Here is a 14,051-nt window from a genome sequence, read left to right on the forward strand (position 1 = left end):
TCCCGGGTTCGTTCCCCTGGCACCCCGCGCTCATGCTCGATCCCGCTCTGCTTCGCCAACAGCCCGCCGACCTCGCCGAGCGCCTGCGCACCAGTCGCGGCTATGCGCTGGACGTGGCCGCCCTGGAGGCCCTGGAGGCCGACCGCAAGCGCATCCAGGTGCGGACCCAGGAACTGCAGAGCCTGCGCAACAGCCGTTCCAAGGCGATCGGCCAGGCCAAAGCCAAGGGCGAGGACGCGAGCGCGCTGATGGCCGAAGTGGCTGGCTTCGGCGACGAACTGAAGGCCTCCGAGCAGCGCTTGGACGAGATCCGCGCGCAGCTGGAGACGCTGGCGCTGGAGATTCCCAACCTGCCGCAGGCCGACGTGCCGGTGGGCAAGGACGAAGCCGACAACGTCGAACTGCAGCGCTGGGGCAGCCCGCGCAGCTTCGATTTCGAGGTCAAGGACCATGTCGAACTCGGCGCACGCCACGGCTGGCTGGACGGCGAGGCGGCGGCCAAGCTGTCGGGCGCGCGCTTCACCGTGCTGCGTGGGCCGATCGCGCGCCTGCATCGCGCCCTGGCGCAGTTCATGCTGGACCTGCACACCGGCCCACATGCCTACCAGGAAACCAACGTGCCGGTGATCGTCAACGCCGACAGCCTGTACGGCACCGGCCAGTTGCCGAAGTTCGAGGAAGACATGTTCGCCACCGAGCTGGGCGAACAGAAGCGCTACCTGATCTCCACCTCGGAAATCTCGCTGACCAACCTGGTGCGCGACGAGATCGTCGAGGCCGAGCGCCTGCCGTTGCGCATGACCGCGCACTCGCTGTGCTTCCGCTCCGAGGCCGGCAGCGGCGGCCGCGACACCCGTGGCATGATCCGCCAGCACCAGTTCGAGAAAGTGGAACTGGTCAGCGTGTGCCGCCCGGAAGACAGCGCCGCCGAACACGAGCGCATGACCCGCTGCGCCGAAGTGGTGCTGGAGACGCTGGGCCTGCCGTACCGCAAGATGCTGCTGTGCACCGGCGACATGGGCTTCTCCGCCAGCAAGACCTACGATCTGGAAGTCTGGCTGCCGTCGCAGCAGACCTATCGCGAGATCTCCTCCTGCTCCAACTGCGGCGATTTCCAGGCGCGGCGCATGCAGGCGCGCTGGCGCAACCCCGCCACCGGCAAGCCCGAGCTGCTGCACACGCTCAACGGCTCCGGCACCGCGGTCGGCCGCGCCATGATCGCGGTGATGGAGAACTACCAGAACGCCGACGGCTCGATCACCGTGCCCGACGCGCTGCGCCCGTACATGGGCGGGGCCGAGCGGATCGGCTGATCGCTCGGGCCCGGGGCGTCGGCCCCGGGCGCGCCTCGCGTCGCCTTGCTGCGGCGACGCGCTCCTGTCCGTCCCTGCGCTCAGGCAGCGTGTCCTGATGCCGGCAGTGCCCCGCCTTGCGCCACGGTGGGGCGTCGACCCGGACGGGGCAGGGCGTTCGCATGCAGTGCCCGTTGCAGCACGCGCCGCAGCGGCGTTCCGCGTGCGCCGAACTCCTGTCCCGTCACTTCGCGCTAGCCCGGCCGGGGTTACCCTGCGACCGCCTCCATCCGTGCCTGAGCCAGCGCGCGAGCGCGACCGGCGTCCCTGCAGCGCAAATCGTTGTAGGAGTAGAATGAACCGGATCCGATTGTCCCCATCGTTCTAAATATCGAAAGAACATGCACGACCTCAACGATCTGTACTACTTCGCCATGGTGGTCGACCACGGCGGGTTCGCCGCCGCCGAGCGCGCCCTGGGCATCCCCAAGTCGCGCCTGAGCCGCCGCATCAGCCAGTTGGAGAGCGACCTGGGCGTGCGCCTGCTGCAGCGCTCCACGCGCCGCTTCGCCGTCACCGACCTGGGCATGAGCGTGCACCGCCACGCCCAGACCATGCTGGCCGAGGCGCAGGCCGCACGCGAAGTGGTCGACCGGCTCAGCGCCGAACCGCGCGGGCTGGTGCGGGTGAGCGTGCCGGTGTCGCTGGCGCAGATGCAGTTGCCCAAGCTGCTGCCGATGTTCCTGGACCAGTACCCCAAGGTGCGGCTGCAACTGAACATCAGCAACCGCCGCGTCGACATCATCAACGAAGGCTACGACGTCGCCCTGCGCGTGCGTTCGCGCCTGGACGACGACGGCAGCCTGGTGATGCGCAGCTTCGGCCAGGTGCAGGAACTGCTGGTCGCCAGCCCCAAGTACCTGGACCGCGCCGGCCGTCCCAAGGACCCCGAGGAACTGACCTCGCACGTCACCCTCAGCATCAGCGAGGACGAGGCGCGGCAGCGCTGGGAACTGCACGGCCCGGCCGGCGAAGTGCGCCGCGTCGACCTGCAGCCGCGCGTGGCCGGCTTCGACTTCCCGCTGCTGCAGTCCATGGTCAAGGACGGTTTCGGCATCACCCTGCTGCCCGAGACCGTCTGCGCCGAAGCCGTGCGCAACGGCGAACTGGAAGTGGTGCTGCCGGAATGGTCACTGCCGCAGGGCATCTGCCACGCCGTGTTCGCCTCGCGCCGCGGCCTGCTGCCGGCGGTGCGCGTGTTCATCGACTTCCTCGCCGAGCACCTGCCGCGGCAGATCGAAGCCTCGCGCCTGGACTGCGGCGGCAACTGCCCCGAACGCACCAAGGCCCGTCACTCGACGTTGGGTGCGATGGCGGTCGAGGCGGGTTGATCCAGACGCCGGCCGCGCACGTCGGCCGAGCAAAACCGCCGCGGGCGTGCGAAAATGCACGCCTGTGCCGGTGGTCCTGGGTTCGGGGTGCATGTGGTGCCATCAGCGGCACCGGCCGCGTCGAGCGGGACAGGCACTGCAGCGTCGCGCTTCCGCGGCGTTGTGCTTCAAGCGGCTGCGACGTTCTTCCGCAGCACCGCCGCGTTCGCAAACGGAGAGATGGCCGAGCGGTTTAAGGCACCGGTCTTGAAAACCGGCGAAGGGTCAAACCTTCCGTGGGTTCGAATCCCACTCTCTCCGCCATTTCCAGTTGCTTATTAAATGGCGACGCATGATTGCTGGTGTGGCTCTCGCTCGTTTGCAATTTTACGGCTTTTTAATGGTGAATTCTTGGGATCGATGCGATGAATTTTATTTGCTCATGTTGGGAGTGCGTGTTTGAGCGAAAACATGGGTTGCTCTATGTGCCTTTTCAGCAGCAAGGTATTTATCGCATTACTTGTGGAAATGGGCATCGGATTATTTTCATTGTTCAGGAGCATCCCTTTGAAGTTCTTTTTCATATCGCCTCCAATGCTGTAATCGATGGCTATTATCGAGAGGCCATCACATCATTTGCGGCAAGTCTTGAAAGATTTTATGAGTTTACGGTTCGTGTTCTTTTGTTGGCGCGAGGCTTGGATCACTCGCTGATCGATGCGTCGTGGAAGGCAATCACTGACAAGTCTGAGCGCCAGTTGGGAGCTTGCATTGCTTTGTGGTCCGCTCACTTTATGGAGCCTCCAAAGATGCTGTCAAGAACACTTGTAGAGTTTCGCAATGATGTGGTGCATAAGGGTATAATACCGACCCAAGATAAGGCGCTTGATTTTGGACAGGCCATCCTGGATTTGATTGCGACACAGCGTGACAAGCTAAAAGCCTCTTGTCATGCGGAGATTAATGCTGTTGTGATGAATAGGAATGCCAGTTTGATTCGCTCGGTCGCTGGCGAGCCAAAGGTCGGAGTTGCTACTGTGGACTCGGCGGTGGGACTTTTGTCTTCTCAATCGGAGCCTCTAAAGCAAGTCATCGAACGTATGCGGCGAGATCGTCATGGTATCGATATGGCTGTAAGGGCTCTCGATGGCTTTTCGCGTCAAGTTGATGGCTGTTAGGTCTCGAAGAAAATATGGCGAATTTGAAGTCGCGTCCTGCGCTAAATCGGTACCGGATTTCTTATTCATTTTGTAGGTTGTAACTTCTCGTGCCCCAGTGCTACCGTCCCCCCGAGCTTCCAGAAGGGTCATCCGGTTTGGCGAGCAAAGCGTCTCTAGGACAGTGGCGGACACGGATGCTGGCCGGGATCGGTGGCATTGCCGCGATCGTGGTGGGGTGGGGCATTGGTTTGTTCGAGGCCAAGGACGTGCCGGTGCCGCCTGCGCTGCAGGCCGGGAAGGACGTTGCCGCGGGCGAATGGTCGCTGCGCTTCGATCACGTAGAGAGCAGCGACCGGTTACCGGATGGCGAGGTGGTGTCGCGCGATGGTCGCAAGGCGATCGTGCTGTATCTGCAGGCCACCAATCGCACCGCGCAGACCAGTGGCTCGCTGGTGCAGGCGGTTGCGTTGAAGGCGCCGCCGCGCGGGGCCGATGCGCGGCCGACTGCTTATCTCTTGCGCGATCGCGCGGCGACTACCGAATTGCAACCGGGCCTGCCGGAACAGATTGCCCTGGTCTGGACCTATCCGGCGACGGAACAGGTGGCTGGGCGCCTGCGCTTCGACATCACCGCCAGAACCTTCAAGGCCTTCGACAATCTCTACGCGCAGCCGATATGGACCGATCCGCATCCGGTCGGGGTTGTGGAACTGCCGCTTGGCGCAGCGCGTGCCGGCGCACAGGCGGGTGAACCGTGAAGCGGCTTTCCGCCATTGCGATCCTGTTGCTCGGCTTCGTGCTGCTCGCCGGGATGCGCTGGACGATACCGCGCTACGAGCGCATTACTGGCCCGATCGCGGTGTCCGGAGCGCCGGGCGGTTGGGTGCAGACGGACAATCTGGCCGTGAATGCCGGCACGCCGCAGCTCGCGCATACGATCCGCTTCAAGGCGGCGGGCGCAGTGCAGCAGCGCGACAGCGGCGGCGTGTGGCTGGTGGTGCCGGTGCGGTCGAAGGTCGCGCGCGCGACCGCGCGCGTGTACGGCCGGGTCTGGGCGACGCCCGATGGCCGTCGTTATCGCGCCAGCGGCCGCGCCGAGATGGGCGATGCGGTGCTGTCGTCGATCAAGACGCTGCAGCCCGGGTTGGAGCGCAAGGACGTGCTGGTGTTCGAACTGCCGTCCGCGCTCGCCAGGGCCGGCGGCACGCTGCTGCTGTCGGAAGACCGCGAGCCGCAGCTGACGGCCGAGGTGCAGGTGCGCTATCCGCCGCTCTCGCCCGCAGCGGCGGTCACCGATGTGCTCGATCTGGATGCGCTGCATGCACGCCTCTGACCGCGACGTGCCCCCGGCCGTTTCCGAGCGGCGCATGCGCTGGCTCGCACTGGCGGCATTGGTGGTGCTGGTGCCGTGCACGATGGCCGCGACCGGCTGGCGCGATGCGCGGGAACTGCTGCATGCGCGCGAATGGCGACCGGTGGATGTGGCGATGGCGCAGACCGTGGACTACGACGGTGCCGCCGTTCGCCTCGCGTCGGTCGACGTGCTGCCGTTCGAGGCGGGGCTGCCCGCCGATCGTACGTTTGTGCGCACGCGCCTGGCGCTGGTGCCGGGCGCCGCCGGCGCGCAGTGGAGCGATTGCACGCTCAAACTGATCGACAGCACTGGCCGATCCTGGTCCGCGATCGATACCGTGCCGGACCTGTTGCAGCGTGCCCTGGCCAAGCCTGGCGAGTCGCCCGGCGTGGCCTGCGATGGACTGGCCGTGTCCGCGGCCAAGCCGGGCGTGCCGTTGGCGATCGACGGCTATTACCTGGTGCCGCGTGCGGTGGCCGCGCAGCTGCAGCTCACCGTGAGCACGCGCGGCGGTCGTCCGCATTACCTGCGTTTCGCGAGAGGAGCAACGCCATGACCGAGATGGCGCTGCGCGGCGGCCCGCTGGGGTTGATCGGCGACACGCTGCGGCTGTGGTGCCGCTATCTGCCGCAACTGCTGGCCGTGGCGCTGGCCGGCGTGTTGCTCAACGAACTGCTGCTGCAGGCTGCGGTGTGGATCGGCTACCAGAATCGGCTCGCCGGTCTGTTGTCGCTGACCCTGGTGGTGCTGGTCAAGCTGGTGATCTTCGTGCTGCTGTTCGAAACGCTGCGCCCGGCCTTGCCGGGGATCGCCAGTGCGGCGCTGGCCGACCAGACCGACGCGACGACAGCACAGGACGAGGGCAGGGCGCGCTGGCGCCGCCTGTCGGCGATCGTCTCGCAGGCGCTGGTGCCGTTCTTCGCCTATTACGCCGCCTGGGGGTTTCTCGGCGAGACCATCCGCGCCTACGGACGCGAGGGCTTGGGACAGTTCAATCCGTTCGACCCGACCTACCGGGGATCGCTGTTCGAAGTGTCGGGCGGCTGGTGGCTGGCGGCGTCGGTGGCGCTGCTGTGGCTGATCCGGCGCGGCGCGAAAAAACAGAAGCAGCGCAGCGCGCATCCGGCGTGGAACGTGCTGATCGTGCTGTGCGAGGCCGGCTGGACCTTCGTCGGCATGTACGTGCTCACCGAATGGAAGGGCGGCGTGTTCCGCTGGCTGGCGCATCTGCGCATCGCCGATCTCGGCCAGCAACTGTGGCAGGGCATCAGCCATCCGATCGGTGTCGCGCATGCCGCGTTGCCGGGCGCGGTGGAGCAGGCGCCGCCGGGCGTGGCGGACACGCTGGTGGTGATCTTCTTCTCGGCCTTGTTGCCGGTGGTCTGGCTGGCGCTGGCCGCGCTGATCTACCGCTACGACGTGCACAACGCCGAATGGAATGCGCCCGGCAAGTGGTCGAGCAAGGTCGACGGCACGCTGGGGCTGTGGCGGAAGCTGCCAACGTGGTTACGCGACTTCATCGGCCATTTCTGGGCGGGGACCGTCTCGCGCTATCGCGCTGCGGCCAACAGCGTTCAGTTGGCCGGCGCCACCGGGCTGGCGGCCCTGGTCACCTTGATCGTGCTGTATCGCGCCCTGGACTGGGCCTCGGCCTGGGCCTGGATGGGACTGACCCGGTTGATCGGCCCGCACCCGCAGGTGGTGTGGCAGGCGATCGCCAATCAGCTGTCGGTGGTGCTGGGCACGCCTAGCGACCCGGGCGATGGCATCCTGCCGCAGACGCTGAAGATCTGCCTGCTCGCGGCGACGCTCGAGCGCGCCTTCCGTGCGGGGCGGAGCTGGCGGGCGCTGAAGTAGTTCGGAGCATCGCGTCGTTACGTGACGACGCAGCCCTGGTGGATGTCATGGCATCGTCGCGACGCGGCGACGGTCAGACAGTCGGTGCGCCCCGGCCGTCAATGCACGGTCGGGCAGGTGCATCACGCTAGCGGACGCGCGCTTGGCGCTCGTCACCTTTCCCTGTGCGGCGTGAAACAGAACGAAATGCAGCGGTCAGTGCAGTGCTCGCATGCCCCTAACGACTGGAGACAGTTGTGGCAGCGCGCGTAAGACGATGACATCCATGCTGCCAGGCCCTGCACGGGTAAGACACGCTGCACCAGCGCCAACAAAAGCGCCGCGATGGCGAACCATCGCGGCGCTGCAGACCAGGGAAGAAATCAGAGTGGCGTGCCCCTGATTTCCCCGATGGGACACGCTGGCTCAGCCTGCAGCCGGCGCCTTGGTATCGCCGGCCTTGATGTCGCCCGGCTGGCACTCGCCCAGGCGCTTGCCGTCCATCTTCATGTGCGTCTTCATCGACATGCCGCCCGGCAGGCCGGTGATCTCGGAATGCGATTCGGAGGACATCTCGGTGGCGCTGAAGGTGCCGGTGCTGGTGCCGGCAACCTTGATGTCGCCCATCGTGCAATGCATCTTCGCGTCGATCTTTCCGTCCTTCATGCTGAAGGAGTCGTACACGCAGTTCTTCTGCATCGGCGAGGCGCTGCCGAAGAGGCTGGTGGGATCGTTGATCTGCTCGGCGGTGAGGCAGACCTTGGCGGTGCTCGGCGGCACCTTCGGCATCTGCGGCATGTTGCCGGAGCCGCCGCTGGTCTCGCTGCTCACTTGCTCGACCCGCATCTCCCATTGGCCGGGCTGCAGCTTGGCCGCCTGCACCTTGGCCACGTCGGCGACCGAGGCGTTGGACATCGCGACGTTGTCGCCGTTCTTGTCGCCACCCTTGCCGCAGGCAGCGAGCAGCACACATACAGCAACCGTTGCCGGCATGGTCAGACGCATGAACTTCTCCCTAAGTTATGTGAGGTGCGCGGAGCATAGCCGGGGGCGTAATTAAGATGACGTCGACGCCGGGCGCTGCCGTTGGCGCGTGCCTGGTCACGCGGGAGGCGGCGGAGAGGCTGGATCCGACCGCCGCAGGCACGCGCGTCGGCGGCAGAACAAGCAGCAAACCCTGCGTAATCGCACGCCGCCACCGCGCCTGCATGCGGTGCGTGGCCGCGCGATCCCCGCGATCACTGCGTATGTTGCCCAGGTGCCTGCCGTGCACGGACCACTCCGTTCGGCTCTGCTAGCGTCTGCGCCGCCGCGCGTGACCCCCACGCCATCCGCTCCAGGTCCGACCTTCGATGCCCAGCCTCGCCGAACGCCCCGTCATCCTCGAACGCAAACGCACGTTGAAGATGGCCCGCTCCGCCCACGCCTATGTCCGCGGCAACACGCTCAAGTTCTACGAATGGTTGGCGGCGTCGCCGGCGGCGCGGCGCGTGCCGATGGGACCGGCGATCTGGATCTGCGGCGACTGCCATCTCGGCAACCTGGGCCCGGTCGCCGACGGCGAGGGGCGCGTCGAGATCCAGATCCGCGACCTCGACCAAGGCGTGATCGGCAATCCCGCGCACGATCTGATCCGCCTGGGCCTGTCGTTGGCCACCGCGGCACGCGGCTCGGACCTGCCCGGCGTCACCACGGCACGGATGATGGAGGCGATGATCGACGGCTATGGCGCCGCCATCGAGGATCCGACCCGCGATCACCCCGGTGCCGAACCCGAGACCGTACGCAGCATCCGCCGCGAGGCCTTCGGCCGGCGCTGGCGGCATCTGGCCAAGGAACGCCTGCAGGCGGTGGAGCCGCGTATCCCGCTGGGCGAGAAGTTCTGGGCGTTGGCGCCGGAAGAACGCGAGGCGCTGGAACGGCTGTTCGCCGATCCGGCGGTCGCGCAGATGGTGCTGTCGCTGAAGGGAAAGCCCAAGGATCGCGAGGTGCGCCTGGTCGATGCGGCGTACTGGATGAAGGGCTGCAGTTCGCTCGGCCTGCTGCGCTACGCGGCGATCGTCGCGCTGAAGACCGGCAAGGGCCACTGGTCCTATGCGCTGGTCGATCTGAAGGAGGCGATCGCCCCGATCGCGCCAGCGGCGCCCGGTGCACGGATGCCGGCGGACAACGCCGCACGCGTCACCGCCGCGGCGCGGGCGCTGTCGCCCTACCTGGGCAGCAGGATGATGCCGGTGCACATGCTGGGCCGCTCGCTGTTCATTCGCGAACTCTCGCCGCGCGACCTGAAACTGGAAGTCGACCAGTTCAATCACGTCGAGGCGGTGCGCTCGGCGCGCTACCTCGCCTTTGTCGTCGGCAAGGCGCATGCGCGGCAGATGAAGCCCAGGACGCGGGCCGCGTGGCTGCAACAGTTGGACGCCGACCGGCGCAAGGCCATCGACACGCCGTCGTGGCTGTGGGAGAGCGTGGTCGCGCTCGCCGGGCATCACGAAGCCGGTTATCTGGAGCACTGCCGCCGCTATGCGCTCGCCGCATGAGGACGAATGCGGCGCGGCGAAGGAGCGGGGCCGCGTTCGACAGCGCGTGTCGACCCAACGAAGCGATCTGCGGACGTCGTTGACGGATGAATTTTACCCGGGTATAAATTGCCGAACGTTTCCAGCGTGTCTGCCATGCCCGATCCCCTGCAAATGCCCTCTACCGCCTTCGCCGGCCACCGCATGTGGATGGCCGGGCCGCTGGGCGAGGTCGCATTGGCTGCAAAGCGCGCGGTACTGGCGGGCGAGACGCTGCTGATCTTCGACGACGCCAGCGGCGGCATCGTCGATCTCGATGTGCGGGGCAGCGATGCGGAGGTTCTGGCACGGTGGTCGAGACCGCCGGCGTCCGCCACCGAACGCGACGGCTCTGGCGCCGTCGCCGCCGTCGTGCCGGACGCGGGGGGACACGGCAGAAGCCGCGGACGCCCCAAGCTGGGGGTCGTCGCGCGCGAGGTGACCTTGTTGCCGCGGCAATGGGAATGGCTGGCGTCGCAGCCCGGTGGTGCCTCGGCCGTGCTGCGTCGGCTGGTGGACGAGGCCCGCAAGGCGACGCAGCCACGCCAGCAGCGTCGCGCTGCGCAGGAGCGCGCATATCGTTTCATGCAGGCGCTGGCCGGCGATTTGCCCGGTTACGAAGAGGCGCTGCGCGCACTCTTTGCGGACGATCGCGCCGCATTGGAACACCGCATCGCCGGTTGGCCTGCGGATGTCCGCGCATATGCGCTGCACCTCGCCTTCGACGCCCCCGCTGGCGCGTCTTCGCCCCCCATATCTGGAGCGCCGCATGCATGACCCGGGCCGCACGCGTTATCTCGAACCGACCCAGGACGCCGGTCGCCGCTTCCTGCAGCGTGGCATGACTGCGTCGCTGGTGATGCTCAACCTGCTGCGATTTCGCGAGGTTGCCGATTACGCGCAGCATCCGCAACTGGCACCCGCCGTGCCCATCAGCGGCGCGCAGGCGTTCGATCGCTACATCCGGCATACGTTGCCGCACCTGCGCGCGAGCGGGGGCGACCTGCTGTTCCTCGGTCGCGGCGGTCCGTTCCTGATCGGCCCCGACGACGAGCGCTGGGACATGGCGATGCTGATCCGGCAAGCGAGTCCGGCGGCGTTCGTCGGCTTCGCCAGCCATCCCGCGTATCTCGCCGGTCTTGGGCATCGCACTGCGGCGCTGCAGGACGCGCGCCTGTTGCCACTGTCCGAGTGTTCTGTCGGATGATCGGCGATGCTGGAGCGATCGGCACTGTACAACGCGTACGCGTCGAAGGCCTCGACATCGCATGGGACAGCGTGGGCGATGCCGATGCCGAGGCGGTGCTGCTGATCTCCGGATTGGGGACGCAGATGATTCGTTGGACCAGCTCCTTTTGCACGGGGCTGGCAGCCAGGGGCTATCGCGTCATCCGCTTCGACAACAGCGATGCCGGTGCCTCCACTCACTTCAGCACGTGCGCAGTGCCGGATTTCGCCGAACTCGCCGCCGCACTGCGGGCCGGGCGACGGCCCGAGACGCCGTATACGCTCGCCGCAATGGCCAGCGATGCGATCGGACTGCTCGATGGGCTGGGCGTGGCGCGTGCGCACATCGTCGGACGCTCGATGGGCGGCATGATCGCGCAGATACTGGCAAGCGATTATCCGCAGCGGGTGCTGTCGCTCACCTCGATCATGTCGAGCACGGGAAACCCCGCGCTGCCACAGGCGACGCCGGAGGTCATGGCGCTGATGTTGGCGCCTGAACCCGATCCCGCGCACGATCTGGACGGCTATCTGCGAGCGCGTCTGGCGTTCGCGCGCCGGCTCGCGGGCAGGCGGTATCCGTTCGATGCTCAAGCCCATCGTAAGCTGCTGCTGCAGGAACTGGCGCGTTGCCGTGGCACGGGCGGCACGGCACGGCAGATGGCGGCTGTCGCGACGGTCGGCGATCGGCGCGCGCGCTTGGCCACCATCGCCGCGCCCACGTTGGTCGTTCACGGCAGCGACGATCCCTTGATCCTGTCGGCCTGTGGCGAGGACACAGCGCACGCGATTCCCAGCGCCAGGTATCTGCCCGTGCCGGGCATGGGCCATGATCTGCCGCGCGGCTGCGAGCGCCTGCTGATCGAGGCGATCTGCGCGGTGGCGCGCGGCTGAGGGAGTGTGCGTGGGGGCGGCGGCGATCAGTGCATCGATCGGATGCGCCGAGCGCAGTGCGCCGCCTGCGTGTGTGCTTTTTCGTCCTGGTCGCAGGCCTTGCCTGCAGCGGGGCATGTTGCTGCTTTCGTCCTGGCCAAGGGCCGCCATGGCCGAGCGCACTGCAGCTTGGCGCATGCCGGTGGCCGGGGGGAGTCAGCAGGCGAGCAGGCGATCCAGGTTCAGCGCCATGTCCCAACGGTCCAGCCCCGGGCCATAGCCGTCCGTCATCACGCGTTCGACGCCGAAGCCGAAGCGCGCGTAGAACGCCTGGGTATGCTGGCTGGTGTCCAGTTCGATCCGCGTGACGCCGGCACTGCGGCAGGCGTCGAGCCGGGCCTCGGTCAGTGCGCGGCCCAGGCCCTGGCGGTGCAGGCGGCGGTCGACCATGCCCCAGCCGAAGCTGGCGACGCGGCCGTCGAGGCGCAGCGCGTGGCCGCCGCAGGCCACGACCGCGCTCGCGCGGACGATGACCAGGTAATGCCAGGCACCGGTGTCGTGCTGCAGGAAGCGCTCGAAACCGGCGCGCTCGCTGTGATCGAAGAACTGCGGGACGTTGCTGTCGAACAGCGCCAGGCAGGCCGCGCGGTCCTGCATGACGTAGGGACGGATCGTGTTCACTCGGGCAGTGTGCCGCAGGCGGCCAGGCATGTCGTGGCTGCGCCGGGTGTGGAGGTCGCATCGGCCATTTCCGACGCGAGTGTCGGAAAATTTCGCCGGGCCTGTCCGGGATCCGCAGCGGGGTGGTGTCCGGAAGCGGGAAGGGGGAGGGTCAGATAATTCTGACGTGAGATCAGGATTGTCCTGATAACGCTTTTCCCGCCGCACCAGCATACTGGCCTCGGCCTGACGCAGGTACCGTCGCGCGCCTTACGGGGAGAGCGCTGGCAGGTCACTCGACCCTGCGTGCCGAGCCTTGAGTAAGCTCGGCAGGGTTTTGATGACGACACGATGACGTTTCGCGAAGTGCAGATGAGCACTCCGTGAAGCGTCGTCGTTTGTCTACAAATTCGTATTGCCCTGAATAATTCACGCAGATAGTCTGGATGGTGCGGTATCCGCTGCGTTGGGGTTATACGAGATGGCCATCAGGGTTTTTCTGGTCGATGATCACGCTCTTGTCCGTACGGGCATGAAGCTGATCCTGTCGAATCAAACGGATATCGAGATCGTCGGCGAGGCCGACAGCGGCGAAAATGCGCTCCCGCAGATCCGGCAGCTGAAGCCGGACATCGTCCTGTGCGATCTGCACATGCCCGGCGTCAGTGGGCTGGAAGTCACCGAGCGCATCGTCAAGGGCGACCACGGCACCAAGGTCATCATCGTCTCGGTGCTGGAAGACGGCCCGCTGCCCAAGCGCCTGCTGGAAGCCGGTGCGTCCGGCTATGTCGGCAAGGCCGGCGACGCGCAGGAGCTGCTGCGCGCGGTCCGCGACGTGGCGATGGGCAAGCGCTACCTCGGCGCCAACATCGCGCAGAACCTGGCGCTGGCCAATCTAGAAGGCGGCGGTTCCCCATTCGATGCACTGTCGCCGCGCGAGCTGGAAGTGGCTCTGCTGCTGACCCGCGGCCTGCGCCAGGAAGACATCGCCAAGCGCCTGAGCCTCAGCGCCAAGACCGTCAATACGCACAAGGCGCGGCTGTTCGAAAAGGTCGGCATCCAGGACAACATCGCACTGGCGCGCTTGGCCACGCAATACGGCTTGCTGGATCCGACGCATCCGCTGTAGTCGGCGGTTCCTGCCGAGCTGACACGAGAGCGGCCTTCGGGCCGCTTTTGCGTTGTGCTTGCGCCAACGTGCGGACCTGTTCGCAGTGGATCGATTGCGAACCCGCGTCCGCGGCTATCGCCGACGCCCCCGGCACTGGCGCGTGCCGCGGTCGAAATGGCTGGGTTTGGCGAAAGCGGTGGAGTAGGGAGTGCGTGCTCTGCGCGAATGCATCGCTCGCGACTGCAGCGAGCGCACAACGACGCGAATGTGCATGTGGTGGTGGGTCTTCAAAACACTTCGGTCGCAGCGTTCCGCGCAGCACGTACTGCACGCATCGCGTGTTTTCGCAGGCGCGGCTTCAGCCGCGACCGGCGCATCGGGAAAGCCCCGTCGCGGCTGAAGCCGCTTCTACGAGGTGATGGTGCATCTCGTTGAGCCACGGCAAAGCGAGTGTTGCCGTGGCTTTGGAGGGGACGCCACTGCTGCTGCGCCGAACGGGACGCGCGAAAGGCAGTACGCGTGCAGACGATCGTCTTGAGCCGTAGCGATGGAAACGCTTCACGGGCGTCCACAAAAAAAAGCGGCCCGAAGGCCGCTTCTTTCATGCTGC

At 66.6% G+C, this 14,051-nt stretch carries 15 protein-coding genes and 1 tRNA gene; 13 read left to right on the forward strand and 3 right to left on the reverse strand.

What is annotated here, in order from left to right; all coding sequences use genetic code 11:
- Nucleotides 1–32: 32 nt before the first annotated feature.
- The 8 genes from serS to RAB70_RS12875 all read left to right on the forward strand — a co-directional run bounded on the left by serS (nt 33) and on the right by RAB70_RS12875 (nt 7,033).
- Nucleotides 33–1,313 (forward strand): serine--tRNA ligase, encoded by a 1,281-nt coding sequence (serS, locus tag RAB70_RS12840; RefSeq protein WP_148829459.1) that lies wholly within the window; start codon nt 33–35, stop codon nt 1,311–1,313.
- Nucleotides 1,314–1,693: 380 nt separating this feature from the next.
- Nucleotides 1,694–2,683 (forward strand): LysR family transcriptional regulator, encoded by a 990-nt coding sequence (locus RAB70_RS12845; RefSeq protein WP_010342573.1) that lies wholly within the window; start codon nt 1,694–1,696, stop codon nt 2,681–2,683.
- 213 nt (nt 2,684–2,896) lie between these two features.
- Nucleotides 2,897–2,986 (forward strand) — tRNA-Ser (locus RAB70_RS12850).
- A 101-nt stretch (nt 2,987–3,087) separates the two neighbouring features.
- Nucleotides 3,088–3,840 carry a hypothetical protein gene (locus RAB70_RS12855; RefSeq protein ID WP_148829460.1) on the forward strand — a complete coding sequence of 251 codons (753 nt, stop codon included), beginning with the start codon at nt 3,088–3,090 and terminating at the stop codon, nt 3,838–3,840.
- Nucleotides 3,841–4,016: 176 nt separating this feature from the next.
- Complete coding sequence (locus RAB70_RS12860; RefSeq protein WP_148829461.1) at nt 4,017–4,580, forward strand: hypothetical protein; 564 nt, start codon at nt 4,017–4,019, stop codon at nt 4,578–4,580.
- The gene (locus RAB70_RS12865; protein WP_148829462.1) at nt 4,577–5,155 is read left to right on the forward strand and encodes a hypothetical protein; all 579 of its coding nucleotides are present in this window, start codon (nt 4,577–4,579) and stop codon (nt 5,153–5,155) included. The genes RAB70_RS12860 and RAB70_RS12865 overlap by 4 nt, the downstream gene beginning before the upstream one ends.
- The gene (locus RAB70_RS12870) at nt 5,142–5,732 is read left to right on the forward strand and encodes a hypothetical protein (RefSeq protein WP_225851682.1); all 591 of its coding nucleotides are present in this window, start codon (nt 5,142–5,144) and stop codon (nt 5,730–5,732) included. The genes RAB70_RS12865 and RAB70_RS12870 overlap by 14 nt, the downstream gene beginning before the upstream one ends.
- Nucleotides 5,729–7,033, forward strand: coding sequence for a hypothetical protein (locus tag RAB70_RS12875; protein WP_148829463.1), 1,305 nt, complete (start codon nt 5,729–5,731; stop codon nt 7,031–7,033). The genes RAB70_RS12870 and RAB70_RS12875 overlap by 4 nt, the downstream gene beginning before the upstream one ends.
- A 405-nt stretch (nt 7,034–7,438) precedes the next feature.
- Here the strand turns inward: RAB70_RS12875 and RAB70_RS12880 are convergent, their stop codons facing one another.
- Complete coding sequence (locus RAB70_RS12880; RefSeq protein ID WP_225851683.1) at nt 7,439–8,017, reverse strand: DUF3617 domain-containing protein; 579 nt, start codon at nt 8,015–8,017, stop codon at nt 7,439–7,441.
- 401 nt (nt 8,018–8,418) lie between these two features.
- Here RAB70_RS12880 and RAB70_RS12885 point away from each other — a divergent pair, with 401 nt between their 5' ends.
- From RAB70_RS12885 to RAB70_RS12900, 4 genes are all read left to right on the forward strand, one after another.
- Nucleotides 8,419–9,552 carry a DUF2252 family protein gene (locus tag RAB70_RS12885; RefSeq protein ID WP_230979397.1) on the forward strand — a complete coding sequence of 378 codons (1,134 nt, stop codon included), beginning with the start codon at nt 8,419–8,421 and terminating at the stop codon, nt 9,550–9,552.
- A 135-nt stretch (nt 9,553–9,687) separates the two neighbouring features.
- A complete protein-coding gene (locus RAB70_RS12890) occupies nt 9,688–10,347 on the forward strand; it encodes a DUF2239 family protein (protein WP_170268181.1) in 660 nt (219 codons plus the stop codon).
- Between the two features lie 82 nt (nt 10,348–10,429).
- The gene (locus RAB70_RS12895) at nt 10,430–10,777 is read left to right on the forward strand and encodes a DUF1330 domain-containing protein (protein ID WP_225851684.1); all 348 of its coding nucleotides are present in this window, start codon (nt 10,430–10,432) and stop codon (nt 10,775–10,777) included.
- On the forward strand, nt 10,774–11,691 hold the full coding sequence (locus RAB70_RS12900) for an alpha/beta fold hydrolase (protein WP_148829466.1): 918 nt from the start codon (nt 10,774–10,776) through the stop codon (nt 11,689–11,691). The genes RAB70_RS12895 and RAB70_RS12900 overlap by 4 nt, the downstream gene beginning before the upstream one ends.
- A gap of 195 nt (nt 11,692–11,886) precedes the next feature.
- Here the strand turns inward: RAB70_RS12900 and RAB70_RS12905 are convergent, their stop codons facing one another.
- The gene (locus RAB70_RS12905) at nt 11,887–12,351 is read right to left on the reverse strand and encodes a GNAT family N-acetyltransferase (RefSeq protein WP_148829467.1); all 465 of its coding nucleotides are present in this window, start codon (nt 12,349–12,351) and stop codon (nt 11,887–11,889) included.
- A 460-nt stretch (nt 12,352–12,811) separates the two neighbouring features.
- Between RAB70_RS12905 and RAB70_RS12910 the strand changes: the two genes are divergently transcribed.
- Nucleotides 12,812–13,459, forward strand: coding sequence for a response regulator (locus RAB70_RS12910; protein WP_026143418.1), 648 nt, complete (start codon nt 12,812–12,814; stop codon nt 13,457–13,459).
- 269 nt (nt 13,460–13,728) lie between these two features.
- Here RAB70_RS12910 and RAB70_RS12915 read toward each other — a convergent pair whose 3' ends face one another.
- Complete coding sequence (locus RAB70_RS12915; protein WP_148829468.1) at nt 13,729–14,046, reverse strand: hypothetical protein; 318 nt, start codon at nt 14,044–14,046, stop codon at nt 13,729–13,731.
- Nucleotides 14,047–14,051 lie beyond the last annotated feature (5 nt).

It is taken from the genome of Xanthomonas sontii, from assembly GCF_040529055.1.
GTDB lineage: Bacteria > Pseudomonadota > Gammaproteobacteria > Xanthomonadales > Xanthomonadaceae > Xanthomonas_A > Xanthomonas_A sontii.